Here is a 24,536-nt window from a genome sequence, read left to right on the forward strand (position 1 = left end):
ACATCGAGAACGCCCTGATCAAGTAGCTCCCGGAGACGTGCTGGTAGACGTCGTACACCAGCGACCGGTGCTCGACCTCCTCGGCGCCGTGCCAACGCAGCAGATCCAGCATCATGGGGTCGGCCTTCGCGTAGTCCAGGCCCCGGTTCGTCAGCACCCATTGGCCCAACATCGCGGTGTAGTGCTCCAGCGCGGCCACATCGGCCAGCCGCCGATACAGCCACCACCGCTTCATGGCCGGCGGAAACCACTGGGGCGGGTCGCCCAGCGTCATCGACAACAGCCTCCCGAGCCGATCCGTGTACGGCTTGGTGTCGATGCCCTGCTCGGCGAGGTGGTCGAGCACCACCTGGTGCGCCCAGGCATGCCAGGACTCCTGCTGGATGAACGGCTTGATCGCCGCCTCCAACTCCGGGTCATCGACCATCGACGACGCTTCGAGCACGGCCTTGATGAAGTGCCGCTCGCCCTCGGGCAGCAGCAGATGCAGGACGTTGATCATGTGCGTCGAGAACGGATCGTCGGGGACCCAGTGCAGCGGCGTCTCCGACCAATCGAACCGGACCATCCGCCGATACCTGGGGTGCCCGTCGTGGTGAAGTTGGACCTCGGGCATCAGAAACTCCCTCCCGACTACTGCGAACAACCGTTCACTCGCCCGCGTACCCACGCGAGCGGCCGGTTATGCGTACCGGCGGTACCAGGATGCGGAAAGTTCGCTTTCGGACTAAGGGACTCGAACCCCCATGCGCTCCAGCGATTGACTCGACACGGTGAACCGCAGAAACCGATTTGATATCGACTGCTATGCGCCACTTATGTTGACAAAAGTCACAAAATTAACATCACGCGATGCAGGACTTCTCGGTGAGTGCGCAGCGGTCGCGCCCTCTCCCCCGGCGCGACGTATTGCGCTACGCCATCACCATGTCGGCACTGCCAGCGCTGTATGCGGCATCGACAACCGCCACGGCCCGTGCCGCCGTCGGCGCCACCCCCACATTGATCGACTTCGCCGCGCGCCAAATTCCGGCGCAGCAGATTAGAGCCGCCGGCCACTCCGGGGTCATCAACTACGTCTCGCTGTCGCGTCCCGGCTCGTCCATGGGCGCCAAGCCGATCACCCGGTCCTACGCCGAGCAGCTCAACGCCGCCGGCCTGATCATCGTCAGCAATTACCAATACGGGAAGCCGGGCGGGACGGCACCATCGGACTTCCGGCGCGGGTTCGAGGGCGGCGTCGATGATGCGCGCACGGCCTGGAAGCTGCACACCGAGGCGGGTGGCGGTCAGAGCGCCCCGATCTTCTTCAGCATTGACGAGGACATCAACCACGACACCTGGAACAACTTGGCGCTCAAGTGGTTTCGTGGAATCAATTCGGTACTGGGAGTGCAGCGCACCGGCGTCTACGGCGGTATTGATGTGTGCCGGTGGGCCGCCGCTGATGGGGTTATCGGGAATTCGAGCACCCCGGGCCACCGGTGGGCCTGGCAAACCAAGGCCTGGTCCCACGGCCAGATCGATCCCGCCGCGGTGCTCTACCAACGCGTGGTGAGCACGGCGTCGAATCCAGGCCCAAAAGTCGGGGGGCTCGAAGTCGACGTCAACGACGTCCTTGCCGGCGATTGCGGCCAGTGGAACCTACATCGGTGAGCCGGGTGTCGTCGGGCCGCCGAATATCCGGTGGAGCTAAGGGGACTCGAACCCCTGACCCCCACACTGCCAGTGTGGTGCGCTACCAGCTGCGCCATAGCCCCAAGTCGTGCCAGTCGAAGCTACACCACTGGTAACCGTCCTTCAAAGTTGCTGCTCAGGCTGCCTCACCGTCCGCTTGAGACTCCGCCAAACCGTGTTCCGGATGGATCAGCGTGCGCGTTTCCGCCGCCGGCACCCAGCCGACGGCGGCGACCAGCAAGACGATCCCGCTGATGCCGAATCCCCAGCCGAAGCTGAGCTGCTCCGCGGCCCACCCGACTGTCATGGAGCCGACGATGGCACCCAGATCGGACAGCATCTGCACCGCCGCCACCGGAATGCCCGCGCGCGCCTCGTTGCCGAGGATGTCGGCCACCGCGGCCTGCATCGGGGACATGAAAATGCCGGTCGTCGCACCGGATATGGCCGCGGCGATCATGAACGCGGGCAGCGACGACACGACTCCCAGCGCGGCGGTCGCCACGCCGGACGCCGCCAGGCCCACGATCAACAGCGTGCGCCGTCCCATCCGGTCGGACAGGTAACCACTGGGGACGACGGCCACAGCGTTGCCGGCGGCGAACGCCGCGAGCGCCACCCCGATGACGCCGACGCTTTTGCCCATGACGTCGGCGAGGAACAGCGGCACCAGCGCGACCCGCAGACCAAACGCCGCCCAGCCGGTCGCAAAGTTGGCCAGTAGCGCCGCCCAGTACGCGCGGACGCGCAGCGCCTGGCGCATCGTCACCGTCGATCGGGTCGGCGGCGGGGGCGCGGCCAGTTCCGAATGCCGCAACCCGTAGAACAACGCCACCACCACACCCAGCATGGCGACGCCGTACACGATGAACGGGGCGGTCAGACCCCAGCCCGCCGTCAGGCCGCCGATCGCCGGCCCGCCCACCGCGCCGATCATGAACGAGGTCGTGAACAGCCCCGCGATTCGCCCCCGCGCATCGGGTGGGCTGATATGGATCATCAGTCCCAGCGCCGAGACGTAGAACATCGTCGAGCCGACACCGCTGATGCCGCGGAACACCAGCAATTGCCAGTACGCCTGCGAATACGCGCACGCGATCGTGGACAACGCCACGATCAGCAAACCACCGATGTAAATCCGTCGCTCGCCCAACCGCTGCACCAGCGCACCGCTGACCGGTGCGAAACACAGCCGGCTCAACGAAAAGACGGTGACCAAGAAAGTCACCGCTTTGATGCTGACCCCGAAGGTATGCGCGAAGGCGGGCATCGCCGGCGAAATGACACCGTAGCCCAAGGCAACCATGACATTCGCCCAGCTGAGGATCCAGACTTCGCGGGGCAGCCGACTAGAACGAGTGCCACGTCCCCCCGAACGGGCAAGGCGGAGGGAAATGGTCACCCAATGACTTTATTAACCACCTCGCGCGCGGCTTCCTGCACCTCCGCCAAATGCTCTGGGCCGTTGAATGACTCCGCGTAGATTTTGTACACGTCTTCCGTGCCCGACGGCCGCGCGGCAAACCAGGCGTTGGCGGTCGTCACCTTCAATCCGCCCAGCGCGGCACCGTTGCCGGGCGCGGCGGTGAGTTTCGCGGTGATCGGCTCGCCCGCCAGCTCCGTGGCGGTGACCTGCTCGGCCGACAGCTTGGCCAGGCGGGCCTTTTGCTCGCGGTCGGCGGGCGCATCGACGCGAGCGTAGAACGGCGTGCCGTACTCGGCGGTCAGTTCCTGGTACCGCCGGGACGGGCTCAGCCCCGTAACGGCCAGGATTTCCGAGGCCAGCAGGGCGAGGATGATGCCGTCCTTGTCGGTGGTCCACACCGAACCGTCGCGCCGCAGGAACGACGCGCCCGCGGACTCCTCACCGCCGAAGCCGATGGTGCCGCCGATCAGGCCGTCGACGAACCACTTGAACCCGACCGGCACCTCGACGAGCTTGCGGCCGAGACCGGCGACCACCCGGTCGATGATCGACGAACTCACCGCGGTTTTGCCCACGGCGATGCCGTCCGGCCACGACGGGCGGTGCGTGTAGAGGTAGTCGATGGCCACCGCGAGGTAGTGGTTGGGGTTGAGCAGTCCCCCGTCGGGCGTGACGATACCGTGGCGGTCGGAGTCCGCGTCGTTGCCGGTGGCGATCTGGTAGCGGTCCCGGTTGGCGATCAGGCCAGCCATCGCATCGGGTGAGCTGCAATCCATCCGGATCTTGCCGTCGTGGTCGAGCGTCATGAACCGCCAGGTCGCATCGACCAACGGGTTGACCACGGTCAGGTCCAGACGGTGGCGCTGGGCGATCTCACCCCAGTAGTCCACGCTCGCCCCGCCCAGCGGGTCGGCGCCGATGCGGACCCCGGCCGCGCGGACCGCGTCGATGTCGACCACGTTCGGCAGGTCGTCGACGTAGTCGCCCAGGTAGTCGTGACGCTGGACGGTTTGCAGCGCCCGGGCCAGCGGCACCCGCTTCACGCCGGCGCCGTCGCGCAGAATCTCGTTGGCGCGCTTGGCGATTGCGTTGGTTGCGTCGGTGTCCGCCGGGCCGCCGTTGGGCGGGTTGTACTTGAAGCCGCCGTCCGGCGGCGGGTTGTGCGACGGCGTGACGACGATGCCGTCGGCCAGCGCCTCGGCGCGCCCCCGGTTGTAGCCGAGGATGGCGTGGCTGACCGCCGGTGTCGGGGTGTAGCGATCGCGGGAGTCGATCATCGTGACGACGTCGTTGGCCGCCAGCACCTCCAGCGCCGACACCCACGCCGGCTCGGAGAGGCCGTGCGTGTCACGGCCGATGAACAGCGGGCCCGTGGTGCCCTGGGCGGCGCGGTATTCGACGATCGCCTGGGTGATGGCCAGGATGTGGGCCTCGTTGAAGGCGCCGTTCAGCGCCGACCCGCGGTGGCCCGACGTGCCGAACACCACCTGCTGGGCGACGTCGTCGGGATCGGGCTCAATCGAGTAGTAGGCCGTCACCAGGTGCGGCAGGTCGACGAGGTCTTCGGGCTGGGCCGGCTGGCCGGCGCGGGGGTGGGCCATGGTTGTCAATTCTGCCTGCGGCGCACGTCGCTGACTTGTCAGGTACTTTTCTGACGTCCCGGATTCACCCACCCGTAAGTCCAGGCAGAGGCGAAGGGATCGCGCGTGGCACACGACTATCGCGAGTTGGCCGCGGTTTTCGCCGGCGGGGCGCTGGGCTCCCTCGCCCGTGCCGGCCTGGGCACGCTCGCCGCCGGCGACCCGGCGAGGTGGCCGTGGCCGACGTTCACGGTCAACATCGTCGGCGCCTTCCTGCTCGGGTACTTCACCACCCGGCTGCTGGAGCGGCTGCCGTTGTCCAGTTACCGGCGCCCGCTGCTGGGCACCGGATTGTGCGGCGGACTCACCACCTTCTCCACGATGCAGGTCGAGACGCTGAGGATGGTCGAGCACGGCCATTGGGTCCTGGCCGCGACCTACACGCTCACCAGCATCGTGGTGGGACTGTTGGCGGTGCACCTCGCCACCAAATTGGTGCGCCGCGTCCGGATCCGCGGATGACGGCCGGCGCGGCCACGACGGCTGCGGTGTGGGTGGGGGTGGCACTGATCGGCGGCGCCGGGTCGGTGCTGCGGTTCGTGGTCGACCGTGCGGTGGCCAGGCGGGCCGCCCGGTCATTGCCGTTCGGCACGTTGGTCGTGAACGTCAGCGGCGCCGCGCTCCTGGGCTTCCTCGGGGGCCTGGTGCTCAGCAAGGAGGCGGCCCTATTGGCCGGAACGGCGTTCGTCGGGGCCTACACCACGTTTTCCACCTGGATGCTGGAAACGCAGCGGCTCGGCGAGGAGCGACAGCTGCGCACGGCGGTCGCCAACATCGTCGTCAGCGTCGCGCTGGGCGAGGCGGCGGCGTTCTCCGCGCAGTGGATCGCCGAGCAGCTCTAGTCAACCGCGGGGAACGTCGTCGGGCGTGCGGGGCAGCGCATAGAGCGCCATCCGCCGGTTCGACATGTCGTGCTCGCCGAGGAAGACGCAGCCTCCCCGCTCGCAGAATGTGCGCGCCAGGGCGTTGCGGTGGTCGGGATCGAACATGATGCGCCGGCATTGCGGATCGAGGCCCAGGATGCTGCCCACCAGGTAGGGCAGCAGGTAACTCACGTGTCCCCGCTTGATGTAGTCCAGATCGGCCACCGCGACGTGCAACCCCAGATCGTGGGGATCATGCTCATATCGGGTCGCGATGGAATCCTTTGCCGCCCTGTACAATTCGATGTAGGCGCGGTCTGTTCCATAGAGCGTGGCGATGAAGGGTCGCGAGAAGGCGCCTTCGATCTGCGCGCGCAGATAACGATGCCAGCGCGCCACCGGCCAGGCGGACTCCCACGCTTCGGCCAAGTGCGGCCGGCTCATCCACTCGGCGATCATCTCCGCGTCCGCGTCGGGATCGGCCAGACGCAACCCGTATGGGTCGGGCAACGCGGGAATGGGAGGTGGTGGGACTGCGCGGACTTCGGCGGAAACGTCGGTCAATTCCCGCGGCAGGATGGGGTCGGCCCCGCTCACGCGAGTGCCGCCTTCATCCACCGCTCGGCCAGCGCCACAACCCATTCGGCCGCCGCCTCGGGCCGGTCGGGAGGTGACTCGACGAGAACCAGTTCGTCGATGCCCATGTCGGCGAGGGCGCCGATGTCAACGACTTCCGGGTCGCGTAGCGCGACCGACAGCCGCAGCTGGGCGGGATCCCGCCCCGAGTCGGTGCATAGCCGTTGCAGCTCGGCGACGCGATCGCGCGCGGCCTCCAGCCCATCGATGTTGAACCCGTACCAGCCGTCGCCCCACTTCGCCGCACGGCGCAGCGCCGAATCGCTGTTGCCCCCTAGCACGATCGGGATACGACGGTCCCGCACCGGTTTGGGGTTGACCCGGATGGACTCGAACTTCACGAAGTCGCCGTCGAACGAGGCGACGTCGTCACGCCACACCGTGCGCATCGCGGCCGCATATTCGGCGGTACGCGCACCGCGACGGGCGAAGGGCACTGAGAGCGCGGCGAATTCCTCCCTGGACCACCCGACGCCCACGCCCAGTGTCAGCCGCCCACCGCTGAGCCGATCCAGGCTGGCGGCCTGCTTGGCCACCACCACCGGATGGTGTTCGGGCAGCAGGAGCACGCCCGTGGCCAGGCCGATCCGCGACGAGACGGCCGCGGCAAAGCTCAGGGCGATCATCGGGTCAAGCCAATCCGCCTGCGCCGGAACGGCAATGACGCCGTCCTCGGAGTAGGGATAGCGCGAAGCGGGCCGGTCGGCCATCACGACGTGTTCACCCACCCACAGCGTGGCGAAACCGCAATCGTCAGCGGTCGACGCGACGGCATCGATCACCGCGCGGTCGGCGCCGGTACCGATCCCCAGGGCATGCAATCCCAGCCGCATCGCAGAATCGTCTCACGACGTTCAGCGGCTTTTCAGCATCTCCGCAAGGACGGCCGCCTGGCTGATCTCCACCTCGCGAGTCGCGGTGACCAGGGTGAGGACACCGTGCCCGGCCAGATCGCGGAGCTCGTCCAGCGCCGGGCTGTCGCGCAGCTCCGCCCAGTAGCGCTTGGCGAACTCGTCGAACCGTTCGGGGCGGTGCTGATACCACTCCCGGAGTTCCTTCGACGGTGCGACGTCCTTGCACCAGGTGCCCACCCTCGGATCGTCCTTGCGCATCCCCCGCGGCCAGACGCGGTCGACCAGCACGCGCCGACCCTCGTCGGCGGCGACGTCGTCGTAGACCCGCGCCACGCGAACCCTGTCCTTGGCGCTCATAAACGCCAGGGTAGGCGCCCGTCGGTAGACTTCGTTATTATCGAACTTATGTTCGAAGAATTGGCGAACGTCGACCCGGCGGCCGGTGAATTGGCCCTGATAGAACGCATCGCCGAGCTGGAGATGGTCAAGTGCGCCGCCGCTGCCGGCCAGGCCCGGGCCGCGGCCGCACTGGACGCCACTCGGTGGGCCACCGAGGCGGCCGAAGGGGTGCCCGCCGCGCGGCGCGGGCGCGGCGTGGCGAGCGAAGTCGCGCTGGCGCGGCGCGACTCCCCCGCCCGGGGCGGTCGGCATCTGGGCTTCGCCAAGGCCCTCGTCTACGAGATGCCGCACACGCTGGCGGCGCTGGAATGCGGGGCGTTGTCGGGGTGGCGGGCGACGCTGATCGTCCGCGAGAGCGCCTGCCTGGAAGTCGAGGATCGCCGGGCGTTGGACGCGGAGCTGTGCGCCGACCCGGCGGGACTGGACGGCATGGGCGACGCGCGAGTTGCCGCCGCGGCGAAAGCGATCGCCTACCGGCTGGATCCGCACGCCGTCGTCGAGCGGGCGGCCAAAGCCGAGATGGAACGCACCGTCACCATTCGGCCCGCGCCCGACACGATGACGTACCTCACCGCATTATTACCTGTGGCGCAAGGCGTTTCGGTGTACGCGGCGCTGCGCCGCGAAGCGGACACCCGCGGCGACGGGCGCACGCGCGGTCAGGTGATGGCCGACACCCTGGTCGAACGGGTCACCGGCCGCGGCGCCACGGTCCCCAGCCCGATCGCGGTCAACCTGGTGCTGTCCGACGAGACGCTGCTCGGCGGTGACAACGCGCCCGCTGACCTCGCCGGCTACGGTCCCGTCCCCGCGGCGGTCGCGCGCGCAATGGTCAGTAGCGCTGTCACCGACCGGCGTTCGCGCGCGACGCTGCGCCGGCTGTACGCCCATCCGCGCTCCGGAGCGCTGGTGGCGATGGAGTCACGGGCACGCCTCTTTCCCCGCGGGCTGGCCGCATTCATCGGCCTGCGCGATCAGCGTTGCCGCACGCCCTACTGCGATGCGCCGGTCAGACACCGCGACCACGCGCGGGCGTGGGCCGACGGCGGCCCGACCACCGCAGACAACGGTCTGGGCCTGTGCGAGCACTGCAACTACGTCAAGGAGAACGCAGGATGGCGGGTGAGCACCGCCGTCGACGAAAACCACACGCACACAGCGCTATTCACGACGCCCACCGGCAAGGGCTACCGCTCGATGGCGCCGCCGCGCGTCCCCACGATCACGGTCAGCGAGCTGGAGATCCGCGTCGGGGTCCGCCTCGCGCGACACGCGGCCTAGGTGCCCTGACCGGTGAGGCGCTCGACATCGATGACTTCACCGCGGTTGATGCTGACCCAGTCACGCCCGGCCAGGTAGGGACGCAGGCTCCGGCCGATGAGCTCGACATCGGCGGGTGATTTGGGTCGCTGCAGCTCGTACACGTGGGGTAACTCGGCCATGCCGGTGACGACATTCCACAGCGTCAACGCCTGGGGACCGGTGGGCGGGTCCACCAAGACCGGTCCAAACAGGCACTGTCCCAACAAGAACAGGGTGGGAACACCATAGCCGCCGGCGTCGATGACCCGCTGATGGTCGTAGCGGATCTCGTCGTGGGTGGTCGGGTCGTCCAGCGCCGCGTCGAAAACCGACGGGTCGGCGCCGATGTCGCACAGCAAGCGACGGGCAACCGCGGGGTCGTGCGGTTTACCGCCCAGCGTGTGCAGTTCGTGGCCGATGGCGCCGTACCACCGATCCAGCAGCGCCATGTCCGTTCGGCGCAGCAGCGCCCCGATCCGCATCAACGACCACCCATAGGACCACTCCCGCTCCCACGGGTGCTTCTGGCCCTCGGACCGGTTGATCTCTTCGAGGCTGAAGAAACGCCAGTCGACGGTGATGCCGAGTTGATCGCGCACGTCGCGAATCCACAATGACGTTTGGTAGGCGAACGGACACATCGGGTCGAAATGGAACTCCACCGCAACGCTCATGTTCGGACCCGCTTCGCCGCTCAGTAGTGATAGGTGTCCGACGGCGCGGGCGAATGATCCCGTTCTTCGTCGTCGAAGTCCGACGGTTCGATGCCGTAGGCGCGGGCCAGCTCGAGGATCTTCGTGGCCCTGGCAATCCGCGGCAGGTCGGAACCGTTACGAATCTCTCCCCCGTCACGTTCGAACTCGGCGAAAAACTCCTTCGCCCACGATATTTCGTCGTGCGATGGCGACAGGCCCTCGTTGACCACCGCGCACTGGTCCGGCGTCAGGCAGATCTTGCCGGTCATCCCGAATTCCACGGACACGGCCGTGGCCTCGATCAGTTTCAACGCATTCGAGCCGATCGTGGGCCCGTCGATGGCGCTGGGCAGGCTGGCCGCCTTCGCGGCGATCGTGAAGCGCGAGCGGGCGTAGGCCAGCGTGCTCGGGTCCTCCCCGAAACCGGTGTCGCGGCGGAAGTCTCCGATGCCGAAGGCGAGCCGGAAGGTGCCCTTCGCCGCGGCTATTTCGGTGATGCGTTCGAGCCCGCGGGCCGTCTCCACCAACGCCACGATCGGCACGTTGGGCAGCCGTTGGGCGGTCTCGGTGACGTGGTCGACCGATTCGACCATCGCCAGCATCACCCCTCCGACCGGCGTTCCCGCCAGTGCCGCGAGGTCGTCCGCCCACCACGGGGTGCCGAACCCGTTGACGCGCACCCAGTCGGTGTTGCCGGTGTCCAGCCAGCTCACCACGTTGTCGCGGGCGGCGTGCTTGTCTTTGGGTGCGACGGCGTCCTCGATGTCGAGTACGACGATGTCGGCCCGCGAGTGCACCGCGGACTGGAACCGGTCCGCGTGCGCACCGTTGACCAATAGCCAGCTCCGGGCCAAAACGGGGTCGATGCGGTAGCCGATGGCGTCGTCGGGCTCCGTCGCGCTGGTGTTGACCTGGTCGTACATTCGGTCTCTCGTGGTTATCGGTATCGGATTGGTGCCTTAACCGTAGCGATATCCCCAAACGGGCGGTTGGGCATGCCCCCTCGACGCAGAAATGGCCAGACCGCCCGAGGATCGAGCCCTCCCCCGGGCGGCTGACTGTGGAATTTTCGGCTAGTTGATGCCGACGACCTCCTGCGCGATGGCGGCAACGCGCGTTTGGGCGGCCGACACCACCCGCTGGCGGTTCTTGTTGGCCTCCTCGTACGCGATGATCGCCCGCACGTCGCTCGGATTGGTGAGGTCCTTCACCTCGGCGACGGCCTCGCTCACGTTGAGCTCGTCGTAGTTGGCGATGGGCAGCTCGTCGGCGTCGAGGACCCCCACGGAGGCGCGTGCCGCGTGCAGGGCGTCGGCGGTCTGCCGGGCCCCCTCGTTGCGGGTCACCCGCTCGGCCGCCTCGAGGGCGGCGTTCCGGGAAGCGACGATCGCCCGGGTCGCCACGTCACCCGCGTGCGCGCCCCTGCTGACCAGTTCGTTGAACGTCGGGCGGGCCGAGCGCAGCGCGTCCGCGGCCCTGTCGACACCGCGGACCGACCACTCGACCGGCAGGTTCACCAGTTTGACCGCGGTTCCGGCCGCCGCCTGCAACGGTGTGCGACGCAGCGCGGCCGGTCCACCGAGCGCATCCTCGGCGAGCACGGTCGTCAGCCAATCGACGGTCGCCGAATGAGCGGTGATCAGTCGCGTCGCCAGGCTCTCCACCTCGGGGAGCTCGGCGGCCACGGCCAGCGCCTTGAGGTAGCGGGCGCGGTCGAGCAATTGATCCTCCAGCGCCAGGTCGCCCAGCAGCGCCTCGTCGAACGGTTGCGCCTGTTCGGTCAGCGCCTTGACCGCCGCCGCGGCGCGGCCCAGGAACGGGCCGACGATGTCGGGGACGCCACCCAACCCGCGTATCGCCTTCTCGATCGCCTCGGAACGGTCACGTGCGTTCGACGCGTTCTGTGTCAGTTCCCGCTCGACGGCCTCGGTACGCGCCTGTGCGATGCGGGTTTCGGCAACCTGGATCTCGGTGTTGGTCAGCTGGTGCAAAGCGCGCAGCTGCGCCAAAACCGTCGTCTTGTCCGTTGAAGTCATTGAAAAACTCGCCTCCTGCGTTGATTTTCTGGATCGGCACGAAAGCGCCTTTGGGTCGGCTACCCATTCGGGCGCGGACAGATAACATCGGCACCCGGCGTGTGATCCAGATCGCTTTGGCCCCTGGCCCGAGGTGGCCGCGCCGGCGCGACCGCCCTCGTTTAGCGGTTTGTACAGCGGGTACGTCTCGACGAGCCGCACACAGCCCATGGTGCGAATTTCCAACTCCCAGAACACTGGAGGTATCGCGATGGCCGACATGATTGTGCAATCGCCCGACGAGGTCGTCGCTTTCCTGAAGGCGCAACACAACCTCATCGAGGACATGTTCGACGAAGTCCTGCACGCGTCCGACCCGCAGGCGCGGGAGAAGCCGTTCGTCGAGTTGCGTCAATTGCTCGCCGTCCACGAGACGGCCGAGGAAATGGTGGTGCACCCGCGGGTGCGCCGCGAGACCGACGACGGGGACGCCATCGTCGACGCCCGGCTCAAAGAAGAGCACGAAGCCAAGGAGCTGCTGTCACAGATCGAGGACCTCGATATCGCCTCGCAGCAGTTCGTCGACGCCGTGACCAGGCTGCGCGACGCCGTCCTCGAGCACGCACGGCACGAGGAGGAAGACGAGTTCCCCGTTTTGCTCCGGAAAGTCGACGAGGACGATCTCAAGCGGATGGGCGCGGCTGTGCGAGCGGCCGAGGCCATCGCGCCGACCCGCCCGCACCCCGGCGTCGAGTCGGCGAAGCTGAATTTCGCCCTGGGGCCGTTCGCGTCGATGCTCGACCGCGCCCGCGATGTGATCAAGCAGGCCATCGGAGTCGGCTAGGCCTGCACCGCCGAACTTTCCGTAGGCTCGACGAGGTGAGTGTCGCTCCGGATATGACCGTTGCCCTGCAACACCGGTTCTTCCGTGAGCTGCCGGAGATGGCCATGCGCTGGCAAGCGGAGGCCCCGGCCGAGCCGAGGCTGCTGGCGTTCAACGACGGGTTTGCGGCGGAGCTCGGACTGGACGCCGACTGGCTGCGGAGTCCCGACGGACTGCGCTTCCTGGTCGGCAACCTGGTGCCCAGCGGCGCCGTTCCGGTGGCCCAGGCCTACGCGGGGCATCAATTCGGCGGCTTCGTCCCCCGGCTGGGCGACGGACGCGCCCTGCTGCTCGGCGAGCTCGTCGACGCCGAGGGCCGTCTGCGCGACATCCACCTCAAAGGCTCCGGGCCGACGCCGTTCGCGCGCGGCGGCGACGGGCTGGCGGCGGTCGGTCCCATGCTGCGCGAGTACATCGTCAGCGAAGCGATGCACGCGCTTTCAGTGCCGACGACACGATCGCTGGCCGTGGTGGGCACCGGCCGTCCGGTGCTGCGCGAAGCGGAATTGCCCGGGGCCGTGCTGACCCGGGTGGCCAGCAGCCATCTGCGGGTGGGCAGCTTCCAGTACGCAGCGTCGTCCGGCGACGGCGAATTGCTGCGGCGCCTCGCCGACCATGCGATCGCTCGCCACCACCCCGGCGCCGCACAGGCCGAACGCCCCTACCTCGCACTGTTCGAAGGCGTAGTCGCGGTGCAGGCATCGCTGATCGCTCGCTGGATGCTGATCGGATTCGTGCACGGGGTGATGAACACCGACAACATGACGATCTCCGGCGAGACGATCGACTACGGACCGTGCGCTTTCATGGAGGCCTACGACCCCGACACGGTCTTCAGTTCGATCGACTTCTGGGGGCGCTACGCCTACGGCAACCAGCCCCTGGTCGCGGGCTGGAACCTCGCTCGGTTCGCCGAGACGCTGCTCCCCCTGCTCTCCGATGACATCGAGGAGGCGGTCGCGCTTGCGGAGGCATCGTTCGGCGTCTTCCAGCGCGAGTACGACGCCGTGTGGTCGTCCGGCATGCGCGCCAAACTCGGTTTACCGGCCGACATCGAAGCCCGAGACTGCACGGCGCTGGCCGACGACTTGCTTGCCCTGCTGAAGGACAGCCACGTCGACTACACCTCGTTCTTCCGCCACCTCGGCCGGGCGGCGCGCGGCGATGCCGAACCCGCGCGCGGATTGTTCGTCGACCTCGCCGGGTTCGACGCCTGGCTGTCGCGCTGGCAGAGCCTGCGCCCCGACGCCGACGTCATGGACCGGGCCAACCCGGTCTACATTCCGCGCAACCACCTGGTCGAGGAGGCCCTGGCCGCCGCGACGGCCGGCGAGCTGGGACCCGTCGAACAGCTCCTCGCTGCGGTGGCCGCGCCCTTCGACGAGCGGCCGGGTCTGGAGCGCTACGCCAGCCCGGCCCCGGAGGACTTCGGAAAGTACCAAACGTTCTGCGGCACTTAGGCTTACGTCAGCTTTGCGGCCTCGGCCTGGAGCTCGTCGAGCCGGCGGAGGGTCTGGTCGCGAGGCTCGGTGGGCAGCTCCACCAGCAGGTGCTCCACCCCGAGGGCGAGGTAGCCCTCCAGCTCGTTGGCCGTCGGCGCGCCGCCGTGGAAGCTGATCACCGGTACGTCCTGGCCGGCGACATCGCGCAGTTGCTGAAGTTGCGGGGCCAGCACCTCCGCGGACGGTGTCATCGACAGCCAACCGGCGTGCAGCCGGGCGATGCGTTTGAAGCCCGCGGGCCCGCCGCCGAAGTACAGCGGCGGATAGGGCTTCTGCACCGGCTTGGGCCAACTGTAGATCGGCTCGAAGTTCACGAATTCGCCGTGGAACCCGGCCGTTTCGTGCGTCCAGATCTCGATCATCGCGTCGATCCGCTCGTCGACGACCCGGCCGCGAACCGCGGGATCGATGCCGTGGTTGGCGATCTCTTCGCGCAGCCAGCCCACGCCGACACCGAACCGAAACCGTCCCTGCGACAACAGGTCCAGTGACGCCACCTCCTTGGCCGTGTGGATCGGATCGCGCTGCGGAACGAGTGCGATGCCGGTACCCAGGACGAGCCGTTCGGTGACGACCGCGGCCGCGGTCAACGCCACGAAAGGATCCAGGGTGCGGTAGTACTTCGGCGGGATCGGTCCGCCCGCCGGATACGGCGTTACGTCCCCCGCCGGAATGTGGGAATGCTCAGCGAGAAACAGCGACTCGAACCCACGCTGCTCGAGCGCCTGCCCGAGCGCCACGGGATCGATGCCCTCGTCCGTCACGAATGTCAGCACGCCTAGACCCATGGTGCTCAGTCAACCGCATTCAGCTCGCCCCCGCGACCGGCTCCCCGCTCGACCCCGGTGGTACGACGCGCCGCACCCCACAGCCCGACGCCGATGCCGACGACCGCGCCGCCGAGACCGATGATCCGTTGCGAGGGTTTCAGTTCGTCGTGGACACTGATGCCGCCGAGCAGGTCCGCCGCGTCCGCACCGCCGGACGCCAGGAACCAGCCGCGGGTGTTCTTGCCGCGCAGCGCCGCCGCCGCGAGCATGCCGCCGATCAACGCGTCGCGATATCCCATGGAGCGCAACAACAGTCGTGCGGTCGGAGCCGGGTCGCCCGGGTCTCCCCAGAACCGGTTCGCGCCCAGGGGGTCGATGAGGAACCAGATGCCGGAGGTGAGTCGGATGCTGCCCGCCAGTAGAGCGGCTCGGTCGATTGCCATGGTCTGCCAGCCTATGGGCACGCCCGCGCGAGCGGTATCGAGGCCGTCACTCCAGTGCGGGATCGGGCAGCCCGCACAGTTTGCACAAGGTGGCGAGCCCCTCGGGTGTGCCTGGCCAGTGCTTGGCGAGCGCCTCGGATCCCGCCGTGCGGCTGATCCAGCGCAGCACCAGGCCGACGATGATCACGTCGTCGGCGAACCCGATGACCGGGATGGCATCGGGGATCAAGTCGATGGGCGACACGACCAAGGCGATGAGCGCGACCAGCGCGATCCGGATCCGTCGCGGCAGTTCGTCGTCGGCGGCGAGGCGTTTCAACAGCCGAAGCACATCGGGCAGCAGGCGCACCAGGTCCTGCATGTTGGCCTGGGGTTTCATCAACCAGAGGGTGATGGCGAGGATCACCCAGATCACCGCAAACGCGCTTGCGAGGCCGATCAGAATCATCCACCAGTCAGACCACATCGTTCGATCTTCCTGGACGGGGTCCCGCGCCCTACGCGGCGCCCGGCGTCGGCCACGGAAACATGGGCCACATCCCCGTCGGCGGCAGCGTGGGACCTGGCGGTGGCTCGGTGGTCGGTTCCCCGAGGTGCTGGGGGCAGTAGGCGGCCACCGCGCTGACCGTGAACTTGGTTGCATCGTCCACGGAAAATCCCGGGTTGCTCGCCGACATGCTTTGGATGACGTCGGCCTGCGAGTGGCCCTGGTCCATCAGTTGGCAGGCCTTCTTCGCGACCCCGATCGCGACCGGCCCGCTCTTGACGGGAACGCCCGCCTGATCGAGCGCCGCCAGGAAGCTCGCATCGGGGCCCGGCCCGTTGTTGCCGGGTGGATCGGCCTGCGCCGGAGCGGCGACGCCGATGAGGGCGGCGAAGCTCGCCAGCACGAGAAGCATCCGCACCGCTTCATCCTTGTACACAAAGCCGGTGTTGTCCTGTCGGGTGCGTCCCCCGCGATTCGGTGTGAGTTGAGGGGAACTCGGCTTAGTGTGGGTGCGGGATGAAGGACGAGTGCCAATGAACATCGACGACGAGCCCGTCACCACGCTGGAAGACCTCAGGGGCGACCTCGCGCAGCGGTACCGGCGGACGCCGAGCGGCGGGCAGTCGGTGGACAGCGCCGTCGTCGAGGCGGACATGGCGGCCCTCGACCGTGACGGCTACGTCGTCTGGGAGAACCTGCTCACCGGCGAGCAGTGCCGGCAGATCCGTGAGGTCGTGCGCCCGTGGCTCGCCCACACGGGACGCAACTCCTTCGAGGGCCGGCGCACCCAGCGCATCTACAGCCTGCTGAGCCGAACGCGGGTCTGCGACGGGCTGGTCGACAACCCCCGCGTGCTTGCGGTGCTCGATCGGCTGCTGATGCCCAACTACCTGCTTTCGGCGTTGCAGGCCATCAACATTCAGCCCGGGGAGGCCGCGCAGCTGGCCCACCACGACGACGGCTTCTATCCGGTTCCGCGGCCACGAGAACCGTTGGCGGCGGCCACGATCTGGGCCATCGACGACTTCACCGCCGACAACGGCGCCACGGTGCTCTACCCGGGCAGCCACCGTTGGGGCAAGCGCAGGCCCGGCCCCGACGATGCGGCCGTGCCCGTCGTGATGCCCGCCGGGTCGTGCGTCTTCTTCGTCGGGACCCTGTGGCACGGCGGGGGCGCCAACAGCACGGACCGCGACCGCCTCGCCGTCACCGCCCAGTACTGCCAGCCGTGGCTGCGGCCGATGGAAGCCTTCACGTTGTCGATATCGCGCGACATCGCCCGGACGGTCTCCGACGACATTCGCCGCATGCTCGGCTACAGCATCCACCCGCCGTTCGTCGGCGCGGTCGACGGTCTGCACCCGCTGCGACTGCTGGAAACCGCGCAGGACTCGTAGGCCCCGTTCCCATCTGGCACTGAGGCCCGCGCCGGATGGCGCTGCGACTCGATCGCCTGGCTGCGGCTCAGGGCGACGGCGCTGGCCACCATCGCCGCGACCGAGACCGGCAGCTCGAGGGCCGTCGAGCGCCCCACCGCCAGGTGTTCACCCAGCACCGCGATGCCGAGCAGGACCGCGACAACGGGCTCCCCCACCAACATGATCGGCACCGACGCCTGCAACGCCCCGGCGTGGAACGCCGAGTTCTGCACCACCGTCACGGCGACGGCCAGGCCCACCAGGAGGTAGGGAGCGGGGACCGTGAGGAGACCGTGCCAGCCGCCGACGGCATAGCGGTGCGTGCAGATCTTCGTCAAGACGGCGATCATGCCGAGCAGGACCGCCACGGCGGCGCCCAGCAACATCGCCCGCGCACGCCCGACCGCGCGGCTCGCGGCGATGACGCAGACAACCAGCAACGGCACCGTCACCGACAACGCGAGGGTCCACGCCGGTACCGCGGGGCGGTTGTGGCCCTCGCGGGGCTGGCCGACGAGCACGAAGAGCGCCAAGGCCGCCGTCAGCAGCGTCGCCCAGCCCCATTGCGCCGCGCTGATCCGTTGGTGGCACAGCCGTGCGCTCATCGGCAGCGCGAACAGCAGCGACGAAACCAGCAGCGGCTGGACCAGAAGCAGGGATCCGTGGGCCAACGCCACGGCTTGAAAGACGTAACCGGCGACCGCTCCGACCGTGCCCGCCCACCACAACGGTTTGCGGGCCAGCGTGGTGACCATGGTTCCCGACATGCCGTCATCGGCCGGAACGTCCTGAGCGGCGCGCTGCCGGACGACGATCCCGACCGCGGCCCAGAACGCGGACAGCAACGCCGAGAAGATCGCGATCGCGTGTGATTGCACCCACCCCATGCCCGTTCGGGTACCCGGGACCTCGGCGACGTTAACTGCGCCGGGAGCGAACTACCTCATACGTCGTAGTAGAGGGCGAATTCGTACGGGGTCGGCCGGAGGTTGAACGGCGCAATCTCGTAGGTGCGCTTGTAGTTGATCCACGTCGCGATGACGTCCGGGGTGAAGACTCCGCCCTCGGTCAGGTATTCGCTGTCTTCCTCCAGACGATCGATCACCGCGGACAGCTGCGTGGGCGCCTGCGGAATCTCCGCGGCCTCCTCCGGCGGCAGCTCGTAGAGGTCCTTATCGACCGGCGGAGGCGGCTCGATCTTGTTCTTGATGCCGTCCAACCCGGCCATCAACTGGGCCGCGAAAGACAGGTACGGGTTGCCCGACGAGTCGGGGCAACGGAATTCCAGCCGCTTGGTCTTCGGATTGTTACCGGTGATCGGGATGCGCACGCACGCCGACCGATTGCGTTGGCTGTAGACCAGATTGATCGGCGCCTCGAAGCCGGGAACCAGACGCTTGTAGGAGTTCACGGTCGGGTTGGTGAAGGCCAGCAACGACGGGGCGTGGTACAGCAAGCCGCCGATGTAGTGCCGCGCAGTGTCGGACAGGCCGGCGTATCCCGTCGGGTCGTACATCAGCGGCACGCCGTCCCTCCACAGCGACTGGTGGCAGTGCATACCGGAACCGTTGTCGCCGAACAACGGCTTGGGCATGAACGTGACGGTCTTCCCGGCCTGCCACGCGGTCTGCTTGACGATGTACTTGTACATCTGATGGTCGTCGGCCGCGTGCAGCAACGTATTGAACTTGTAGTTGATCTCGGCCTGGCCGCCGCTGCCGACTTCATGGTGGCCCTTCTCCAGGGAATAACCGGCGTTGGTCAGGTGGGTGAGGATCTCGTCGCGCAGATCGACGTAGTGATCGGTGGGGGCCACCGGAAAGTACCCGCCCTTGGGGCGGACCTTGTAGCCGAGGTTGGGGCTCCCATCCGGCTCGGCGTCCTCTCCGGTGTTCCACCACCCGGATGCCGCGTCGACCTTGTAGAACGATCCGTTGGTGCTCGAGTCGAAGCTGACCGAGTCGAAGATGTAGAACTCGGCCTCCGGACCGAAATAGGCGGTGTCCGCGATGCCGGAACTGATCAGATAGTTCTCTGCCTTGCGGGCGATGTTGCGCGGGTCGCGCGAGTACACCTCGAGGGTGAACGGGTCGTGCACGAAGAAGTTCACGTTCAGCGTCTTGCGAGCCCGGAACGGGTCGATGGTCGCGGTCTCCGGATCGGGCAGCAGCACCATGTCGGACTCGTGGATCGATTGGAACCCGCGGATCGAGGAACCGTCGAAGGCCAGGCCGTCCTCGAAGACGCTCTCATCGAAGGCGTAGATCGGAATTGTGAAGTGCTGCATGGTGCCGGGCAAGTCACAGAAGCGGACGTCGACGTACTCGATGTTCTCATCCTTGGCGAGTTTGAAAATATCGTCGGGCGTCTTATCGGACACGCAACGCTCCTTAGCTTGATCGTCGGCACTGGTGTGCGAGCGTTTTGTACGCCTCGACCATTTCGCCCGCGTCACCACCGCAAGTCGAACCTGTTGCGTCACAGAAAGTCCATGGCATCGCGATTCCACGGCGGCCGGCTTCCGGTGGCACTTCCCTGCGCGTTGGCCGATAGTCATATGGACCACGCAGCTGCAGCAGAAGTAGGAGTAGTCATGCCACGCAACACAAACGGCGGTCGTCCGGCGACCAGCCGTGGCGATCGACGCGCGTAAGAATCGAACGAAGCCCCACGCGATGGGCGAGCTCTTTCAATTTCACCGCGAGATAATCGTCAGCGGTGACGACGCGCTGTCGAAGACGATCGCCGAGGAGCTGAGGGGCGCGGGCGCGCGAATCATCAAGATCAACACCGCCGCCGACCTGCTCGGGGCCGGGGTGCATCGCGCACGTGCCGTCGTGTGCGCGGGCCCCAATGACGCAGTAAACCTCGAAATCGCCTTGTTGGCAAGAGAGTTCAGCCCGAACGTGCGGGTGGTGGCACGGTTGGCCAACGACGTACTGCGCGAAGCGGTGGTTGCTGTCAACGGTCCCGGCGCGATCTTGGACGTCGCCGACCTCGCGGCGCCCTCGATCGTCGAGGCAGTGTTGTCACGTAACGCGCACCAATTCGACACGGCGGGTATCGAATTCGTGGTCTGGGGATCCGAGGCGCCTTACAGCGCGACGCTCCGGGAGATCTACGCCGACCTGGCACCGGTCGCGGTGGTTCACGGCAAGAATTCGCCCGCTCCCGGTGAGGTGGTGCCATGCCCCGGACGAGATCTGCGGGTCTACGCCGGCGACTGGACGTCGATGATCGGCGTGAAGGACGAATTGGAGGCCCGCGGAATCACCTTGCCTCCCCCGGCCGCGACGCGCGCTCGCCACTCCCCGATCCGGCGGGTCATCGACGCGGCGCGCGCCATCCGAGACGAAGTGAACCCCATGCTCTTCCCCTCGCTGGCGTTCGCGCTGCTTCTCACTCTTGGCTCGACGGCCGTGGTGCGCTTCGCCTATCACAACCCCAAAATGTCGTGGATCGACGCCCTGTACTTCGCGTCCGAAACGATCACGACGGTGGGTTACGGCGACTTCAGCTTCGCCCAACAATCCACTTCCCTGCGGCTGTTCGGCGTCTTGTTGATGTTCGGCGGCGCAAGCGTCACCGCCATCCTCGTCGCGTTCCTTGCCGACCTCCTGCTGTCGCGCCGCTTCGTCCAATCGGCCGGACTGCGGCGCGCGCGCCACATGCACGACCACGTCGTCGTCGTCGGGTTGGGTTCGATCGGGGTGCGCGTCGTCAGTGATCTCGCGGCGGCCGGATACGACGTCCTGGTCATCGAGCCGGACGACAGCAACCGCTTCCTGCCGACCGTGGCCGAACTCGATGTGCCGGTGATCTTCGGGGATCCGACGATGCGCCAGACGCTGCAGTCGGCGCGCATCGACCGCGCCCGCGGGGTGGCGCTGGTGACGCAGGACGACATGAAGAACATCGAAACCGGGATCGTGCTGCTCGAAATGCTGGGATCCGACACGAAGGTGCCCATCGTCATGCGCGTTCAAGGCCGCGCGCTGGGCACCGCGGTGCACCGGCGGTTCGGTTTCGAGAACGTGCGGTCGATCGTCGACCTGGCGGCGCCGTGGTTCATCGGCGCGGCGATGGGCTTGCAGGTGCTCGGCACGTTCTGGGTGGGCCAGCGCTCCTTCATGGTCGGCGGGATGCTGGTGGCGGCGGGCAGCGAGCTCGACGGGCTGCGGATGGTCGATCTGTCCACTCAGACGCGCGTCATCGCGATCACCCGGCCGGAAGGGCCGGTCAGGTTGCGCCCGCGCCGCGACGCCCGCCTGAAAGCCGGTGACACCGTCTACCTCATTGGCCCGTACCGAGAACTGATCGCGACGCTGCGCAAGGGCCAGCCTCCGCCGCTGATGACGATCAACGGCGAGCGCACCGTGGCATTGGCGGCCGCACGGTCGACGCGCCGGCCGGAGGTGCGCCCACCAAGGTGGGCGCCCGATCCGGACGGTTAACGAACGGCTAAAAATCGAGCCAGTTCATCGCGCCCTGTTGTGATGTGCAGCACATTTGTGCTTTCTTTGTATCCGAGGTCACAAACGCGATGGGAGCTTCCATGGCCGCACCCCACGGATCGAGCAAGTACGTAGTCGTTGCACCGCGCGCTAATGGAGCGGTCCATTCACATCGGATACTGCTGGCCCTGGTCGTGGTCATGGCCCTCATCGCAGCGATCACCGGAGTCGTCGTCGCCGCCTCGACGGGGCACACCACCGCCGCGCTCGTGATCGCCGTCGTGGCCGGCGGGTGGTTCTCCGCCGCCCTCTGCTAGCTGGCGACGGCGCCGGGGCAGTACTTGATCCGGCCGAGGTCGACCCACATGTTGGCGCGCTTGGCGGCCTGCTGCGGGGTCAGCCCCGTAATGCTCTGGTTGTTCGCCTGTTGCATCGCGCCGACGATCTGAGCGCGTGACCAGCCCTGTGCCATGGCGTTGCACATCGTCTGCTCGGTCTGCATTTCGTAGTTCGGCCAGTCCGGCGGGAAACCGATCGGGTCGGCATGGGCCGCAGCGAGTGTGGCCGGCAGCGACGCCGAAGCAACGAACGCGATCACGAACGACACGGGGATGAGCAGCCTTCTCGTGATGGACGGGGGTGTGAGCGACAGTTGCACGGACACTTCTCCTCGATTCAGCGCCTCGATGATTCGGAGGCTCGACAAGCGGTGGCCCCCGTTCATCAATGGTAGGGCTTGGGTGCGTTGACCGGGCCAGAAGCCGGGCACGGAGTCAACGCGCGCGTTCGGTTCGGTGCGCCTATAACCGCCATGTGGACAGAAACCGTTCCGGCGGCCGTCTTGCGGCGCCCCCGGCCGGCCATGCGAGGCTACGTCGTGTTGACGAGCGAACCGTCGCTAAGGAGGCAAGGTGAGAGCCCTGGTTGCGGGCGCCGCGGGCTTCCTGGGGTTCCACCTCTGCGATCGGCTCCGCCGCGACGGCATGGAGGTCGTCGGGCTGGACAACTTCTGCACCGGCAGCCGCGCGAACGTACAGCGACTCGCGGGCGATCCGGGCTTCAGCTTCTTCGAGCACGACATCACCCGGCCGGTCGACTCGGCCGTCTCGGGTCCGCTGGACGTCATCTTCAACATGGCGTGCCCGGGCTCGCCCCGGGCCTACCAGCGGGATCCGTTGTCCACGCTGGACACCAACTACGTCGGGACCAGGAACCTGCTGGAGTTGGCGCGCGAATCGGGGGCGACCATTCTTCAGGCGTCCACCAGCGAGGTGTACGGGGATCCGGCAATCCATCCGCAGGCCGAAAGCTACTGGGGCAACGTCAATTGCTTCGGCGCGCGCGGATGTTACGAAGAGGGCAAGCGAGTCGCCGAGACGCTGATGCTCGAGTACGCGCGCCGCTACGGTGTCCCCATCAAGGTCGTCCGCATCTTCAACACCTACGGTCCGGGGATGGATATCGAGGACGGGCGGATCATCTCGACGTTCATCGTCCAGGCGCTGCGCGGCGACCCGATCACCATCTTCGGTGACGGCAGCCAGACGCGGTCCTTTTGCTACGTCGACGATCTCGTCGACGGGCTCGTAAAGATGGCGGTGAGCGAACCCTCCTTCACCGGGCCCGTAAACCTCGGCAGTCCAGCCGAACTCACCGTCCTCGAAACAGCGACCATCATCAGGGAAAGGACCGGATCCACCTCGCCAACCGTCTTCAAGCCGCTGCCCCCGGACGACCCGAGGAGGCGCAAGCCGGACATCTCTCTCGCCGAGTCCAGCCTCGGCTGGCGCCCACGCGTCCCGTTCGAGCAGGGGCTCGAGCGGACGATCGACTATTTCAGATCGAAAGTGGGCCTCCCGCAATGAAATTCGTGCTGGCAACGCTGGGTACTCGCGGCGACATCGAGCCGTGCGCCACCATCGCCCGGGAACTGCAACGCAGGGGCCACGACGTGCTGATGGCGGTCCCGCCCAACTACGTCGGCTTCATCGAGTCGGCGGGCCTCACCGCGGTCTCCCACGGCCCCGACCAGGTGCGGCAGAACGCAGAAATCGCGCGCAAATACGGGCCGACGCCGAATCCTGTTGCCATGGCGTGGGAAATCTTCCGGGACATCACGCAAATGTGGCCGGGGCTGGGCAGGGCGCTCACGTCGCTGGCCGACGGGGCGGACCTGCTGCTCACGGACGCCAGCGAGCAGGGGCTGGCAGCCAACGTTGCGGAATACTATGGGATTCCACAGGCCGCCATGCACATCTACCCCATCGCTCCGAGCGAAACGCTTTCGCCCGTAACCAAAGACGCCGAAGACGAGCTGCGCCGGGCACTGGGGCTGTCAGCGGAAAAGGGCCCATCCGCGCCGCACCCAGTGGAGATCCAGGCCTACGACGAATTCTTCTTTCCGGGACTGGCGGCCGAATGGGCGCAACACGGTGTCCGGCGACCTTTCGTCGGCGGGCTGACGCTGGAGCTGCCGACCGAGGTCGACGACGACGTCGCGTCATGGCTCGATGCGGGAACACCGCCAATCTATTTCGGTTTCGGCAGCAGCGCGCGCGTCGCATCTTCCGTCGACATTGTCACGATGACCACCGCCTGCGCCCAACTAGGCGAACGCGCGTTGATTTGCAGCGGCGTCAGCGACCTCAGCGACCTCCCGCAGTCCGAGCACGTGAAGCTGGTGAGCTCGGTGAACCATGCGACCGTTTTCCCCGCTTGCCGCGCGGTCGTCCACCACGGGGGTCCCGGCACCACGTTCGCGGGCATCCGGGCCGGAGTCCCTACGCTGGCCCTGGCCGTCTCGGTCGACCAGCCGCTCTGGGCGGCCGCGGTCAACCAACTGGGAGTGGGCATTGGACGGCTCTACGGCGAAACCACGCTCAATTCGTTGGTCGCGGATCTGCGGTCCATCCTCACACCGCAGTGCGTGGCCCGCACCCGCGAGGTCGCCGGCCTGATGGCCACACCCGCGCAGAGCGCCACCACGGCGGCCGACCTCTTGGAGGATGAGGCCCGTCGCGGTCACTCGACCGAGGAGCAAGCGCCGCCGACCGCGGAATGATCGATACGCGT

The 24,536-nt window shown here is 67.4% G+C and carries 26 protein-coding genes and 1 tRNA gene; 10 read left to right on the forward strand and 17 right to left on the reverse strand.

What is annotated here, in order from left to right; all coding sequences use genetic code 11:
• Positions 1-616: metal-dependent hydrolase (locus A5713_RS08115; RefSeq protein WP_068094538.1), on the reverse strand; the 616-nt coding region annotated here is incomplete at its 3' end.
• Between the two features lie 236 nt (positions 617-852).
• Between A5713_RS08115 and A5713_RS08120 the strand changes: the two genes are divergently transcribed.
• On the forward strand, positions 853-1,656 hold the full coding sequence (locus tag A5713_RS08120) for a DUF1906 domain-containing protein (RefSeq protein ID WP_068094434.1): 804 nt from the start codon (positions 853-855) through the stop codon (positions 1,654-1,656).
• A gap of 31 nt (positions 1,657-1,687) precedes the next feature.
• Here A5713_RS08120 and A5713_RS08125 read toward each other — a convergent pair.
• The 3 genes from A5713_RS08125 to pgm form a co-directional block, all read right to left on the reverse strand.
• Positions 1,688-1,760: transfer RNA gene (locus A5713_RS08125), tRNA-Ala, on the reverse strand.
• A 53-nt stretch (positions 1,761-1,813) separates the two neighbouring features.
• Positions 1,814-2,983 (reverse strand): MFS transporter, encoded by a 1,170-nt coding sequence (locus tag A5713_RS08130; protein ID WP_068094436.1) that lies wholly within the window; start codon positions 2,981-2,983, stop codon positions 1,814-1,816.
• Positions 2,984-3,075: 92 nt separating this feature from the next.
• Positions 3,076-4,704, reverse strand: a complete 1,629-nt coding sequence (gene pgm / locus A5713_RS08135; protein WP_068094439.1) for a phosphoglucomutase (alpha-D-glucose-1,6-bisphosphate-dependent) — start codon at positions 4,702-4,704, stop codon at positions 3,076-3,078.
• 105 nt (positions 4,705-4,809) lie between these two features.
• Here pgm and crcB (A5713_RS08140) point away from each other — a divergent pair, with 105 nt between their 5' ends.
• Positions 4,810-5,205 (forward strand): fluoride efflux transporter CrcB, encoded by a 396-nt coding sequence (crcB, locus tag A5713_RS08140; protein ID WP_068094442.1) that lies wholly within the window; start codon positions 4,810-4,812, stop codon positions 5,203-5,205.
• A complete protein-coding gene (gene crcB / locus A5713_RS08145; RefSeq protein ID WP_068094444.1) occupies positions 5,202-5,585 on the forward strand; it encodes a fluoride efflux transporter CrcB in 384 nt (127 codons plus the stop codon). The genes crcB (A5713_RS08140) and crcB (A5713_RS08145) overlap by 4 nt, the downstream gene beginning before the upstream one ends.
• Here crcB (A5713_RS08145) and A5713_RS08150 read toward each other — a convergent pair whose 3' ends face one another.
• From A5713_RS08150 to A5713_RS08160, 3 genes are read right to left on the reverse strand one after another with little or no spacing between them, the layout of a single operon-like run.
• On the reverse strand, positions 5,586-6,203 hold the full coding sequence (locus tag A5713_RS08150) for a GNAT family N-acetyltransferase (RefSeq protein ID WP_068094446.1): 618 nt from the start codon (positions 6,201-6,203) through the stop codon (positions 5,586-5,588). It lies immediately after the preceding gene.
• Positions 6,200-7,075 (reverse strand): LLM class F420-dependent oxidoreductase, encoded by an 876-nt coding sequence (locus tag A5713_RS08155; RefSeq protein WP_068094449.1) that lies wholly within the window; start codon positions 7,073-7,075, stop codon positions 6,200-6,202. The genes A5713_RS08150 and A5713_RS08155 overlap by 4 nt, the downstream gene beginning before the upstream one ends.
• A 21-nt stretch (positions 7,076-7,096) precedes the next feature.
• On the reverse strand, positions 7,097-7,453 hold the full coding sequence (locus A5713_RS08160) for a DUF488 domain-containing protein (RefSeq protein WP_068094452.1): 357 nt from the start codon (positions 7,451-7,453) through the stop codon (positions 7,097-7,099).
• 48 nt (positions 7,454-7,501) lie between these two features.
• On the opposite strand from A5713_RS08160, the gene A5713_RS08165 reads away from it, so the two are divergent.
• Positions 7,502-8,776: an HNH endonuclease signature motif containing protein gene (locus tag A5713_RS08165; RefSeq protein WP_068094455.1), complete on the forward strand. Its 1,275-nt coding sequence runs from the start codon at positions 7,502-7,504 to the stop codon at positions 8,774-8,776.
• Here A5713_RS08165 and A5713_RS08170 read toward each other — a convergent pair.
• From A5713_RS08170 to A5713_RS08180, 3 genes are all read right to left on the reverse strand, one after another.
• Positions 8,773-9,471 carry a DsbA family protein gene (locus A5713_RS08170; protein ID WP_068094457.1) on the reverse strand — a complete coding sequence of 233 codons (699 nt, stop codon included), beginning with the start codon at positions 9,469-9,471 and terminating at the stop codon, positions 8,773-8,775. The genes A5713_RS08165 and A5713_RS08170 overlap by 4 nt on opposite strands.
• Positions 9,472-9,491: 20 nt before the next feature.
• On the reverse strand, positions 9,492-10,415 hold the full coding sequence (locus A5713_RS08175) for a CoA ester lyase (protein ID WP_067920905.1): 924 nt from the start codon (positions 10,413-10,415) through the stop codon (positions 9,492-9,494).
• 150 nt (positions 10,416-10,565) lie between these two features.
• A complete protein-coding gene (locus tag A5713_RS08180) occupies positions 10,566-11,528 on the reverse strand; it encodes a hypothetical protein (protein WP_068094459.1) in 963 nt (320 codons plus the stop codon).
• Positions 11,529-11,778: 250 nt separating this feature from the next.
• Here A5713_RS08180 and A5713_RS08185 point away from each other — a divergent pair, with 250 nt between their 5' ends.
• Together A5713_RS08185 and A5713_RS08190 are read left to right on the forward strand one after the other, a co-directional pair.
• Positions 11,779-12,351, forward strand: coding sequence for a hemerythrin domain-containing protein (locus A5713_RS08185; RefSeq protein WP_068094462.1), 573 nt, complete (start codon positions 11,779-11,781; stop codon positions 12,349-12,351).
• A gap of 53 nt (positions 12,352-12,404) precedes the next feature.
• Entirely contained in the window at positions 12,405-13,850 is a 1,446-nt protein-coding gene (locus A5713_RS08190) for a YdiU family protein (protein ID WP_197516337.1), read from the forward strand.
• 2 nt (positions 13,851-13,852) lie between these two features.
• Here A5713_RS08190 and A5713_RS08195 read toward each other — a convergent pair whose 3' ends face one another.
• The 4 genes from A5713_RS08195 to A5713_RS08210 are packed head-to-tail and all read right to left on the reverse strand — an operon-like array spanning position 13,853 to position 16,004.
• Positions 13,853-14,680, reverse strand: a complete 828-nt coding sequence (locus A5713_RS08195) for an LLM class F420-dependent oxidoreductase (RefSeq protein ID WP_067920913.1) — start codon at positions 14,678-14,680, stop codon at positions 13,853-13,855.
• Positions 14,681-14,685: 5 nt separating this feature from the next.
• The gene (locus tag A5713_RS08200; RefSeq protein ID WP_068094467.1) at positions 14,686-15,105 is read right to left on the reverse strand and encodes a DUF4267 domain-containing protein; all 420 of its coding nucleotides are present in this window, start codon (positions 15,103-15,105) and stop codon (positions 14,686-14,688) included.
• Between the two features lie 46 nt (positions 15,106-15,151).
• Positions 15,152-15,571, reverse strand: a complete 420-nt coding sequence (locus A5713_RS08205; protein WP_068094470.1) for a YkvA family protein — start codon at positions 15,569-15,571, stop codon at positions 15,152-15,154.
• Positions 15,572-15,602: 31 nt separating this feature from the next.
• The gene (locus tag A5713_RS08210) at positions 15,603-16,004 is read right to left on the reverse strand and encodes a DUF732 domain-containing protein (protein ID WP_068094542.1); all 402 of its coding nucleotides are present in this window, start codon (positions 16,002-16,004) and stop codon (positions 15,603-15,605) included.
• A gap of 121 nt (positions 16,005-16,125) precedes the next feature.
• Here A5713_RS08210 and A5713_RS08215 point away from each other — a divergent pair, with 121 nt between their 5' ends.
• Positions 16,126-16,989 carry a phytanoyl-CoA dioxygenase family protein gene (locus tag A5713_RS08215; RefSeq protein ID WP_067920919.1) on the forward strand — a complete coding sequence of 288 codons (864 nt, stop codon included), beginning with the start codon at positions 16,126-16,128 and terminating at the stop codon, positions 16,987-16,989.
• Here A5713_RS08215 and A5713_RS08220 read toward each other — a convergent pair.
• Together A5713_RS08220 and glnA are read right to left on the reverse strand one after the other, a co-directional pair.
• Complete coding sequence (locus A5713_RS08220) at positions 16,908-17,897, reverse strand: DMT family transporter (protein ID WP_068094473.1); 990 nt, start codon at positions 17,895-17,897, stop codon at positions 16,908-16,910. The two genes, A5713_RS08215 and A5713_RS08220, sit on opposite strands and share 82 nt — an antisense overlap.
• Positions 17,898-17,953: 56 nt before the next feature.
• Positions 17,954-19,390, reverse strand: coding sequence for a type I glutamate--ammonia ligase (gene glnA, locus A5713_RS08225; protein ID WP_068094477.1), 1,437 nt, complete (start codon positions 19,388-19,390; stop codon positions 17,954-17,956).
• A 295-nt stretch (positions 19,391-19,685) separates the two neighbouring features.
• On the opposite strand from glnA, the gene A5713_RS08230 reads away from it, so the two are divergent.
• Positions 19,686-21,464 (forward strand): NAD-binding protein, encoded by a 1,779-nt coding sequence (locus tag A5713_RS08230; protein ID WP_082972843.1) that lies wholly within the window; start codon positions 19,686-19,688, stop codon positions 21,462-21,464.
• A 313-nt stretch (positions 21,465-21,777) separates the two neighbouring features.
• Here the strand turns inward: A5713_RS08230 and A5713_RS08240 are convergent, their stop codons facing one another.
• On the reverse strand, positions 21,778-22,122 hold the full coding sequence (locus A5713_RS08240; RefSeq protein ID WP_156751798.1) for a hypothetical protein: 345 nt from the start codon (positions 22,120-22,122) through the stop codon (positions 21,778-21,780).
• A 253-nt stretch (positions 22,123-22,375) separates the two neighbouring features.
• Here A5713_RS08240 and A5713_RS08245 point away from each other — a divergent pair, with 253 nt between their 5' ends.
• Together A5713_RS08245 and A5713_RS08250 are read left to right on the forward strand one after the other, a co-directional pair.
• The gene (locus A5713_RS08245) at positions 22,376-23,329 is read left to right on the forward strand and encodes a UDP-glucuronic acid decarboxylase family protein (protein ID WP_068094484.1); all 954 of its coding nucleotides are present in this window, start codon (positions 22,376-22,378) and stop codon (positions 23,327-23,329) included.
• Positions 23,326-24,525 (forward strand): glycosyltransferase, encoded by a 1,200-nt coding sequence (locus tag A5713_RS08250; protein WP_068094486.1) that lies wholly within the window; start codon positions 23,326-23,328, stop codon positions 24,523-24,525. Before A5713_RS08245 ends, A5713_RS08250 begins: the two co-directional genes overlap by 4 nt.
• The last annotated feature ends 11 nt before the right edge of the window (positions 24,526-24,536 follow it).

The organism is Mycobacterium sp. E2497 (genome assembly GCF_001668695.1).
GTDB lineage: Bacteria > Actinomycetota > Actinomycetes > Mycobacteriales > Mycobacteriaceae > Mycobacterium.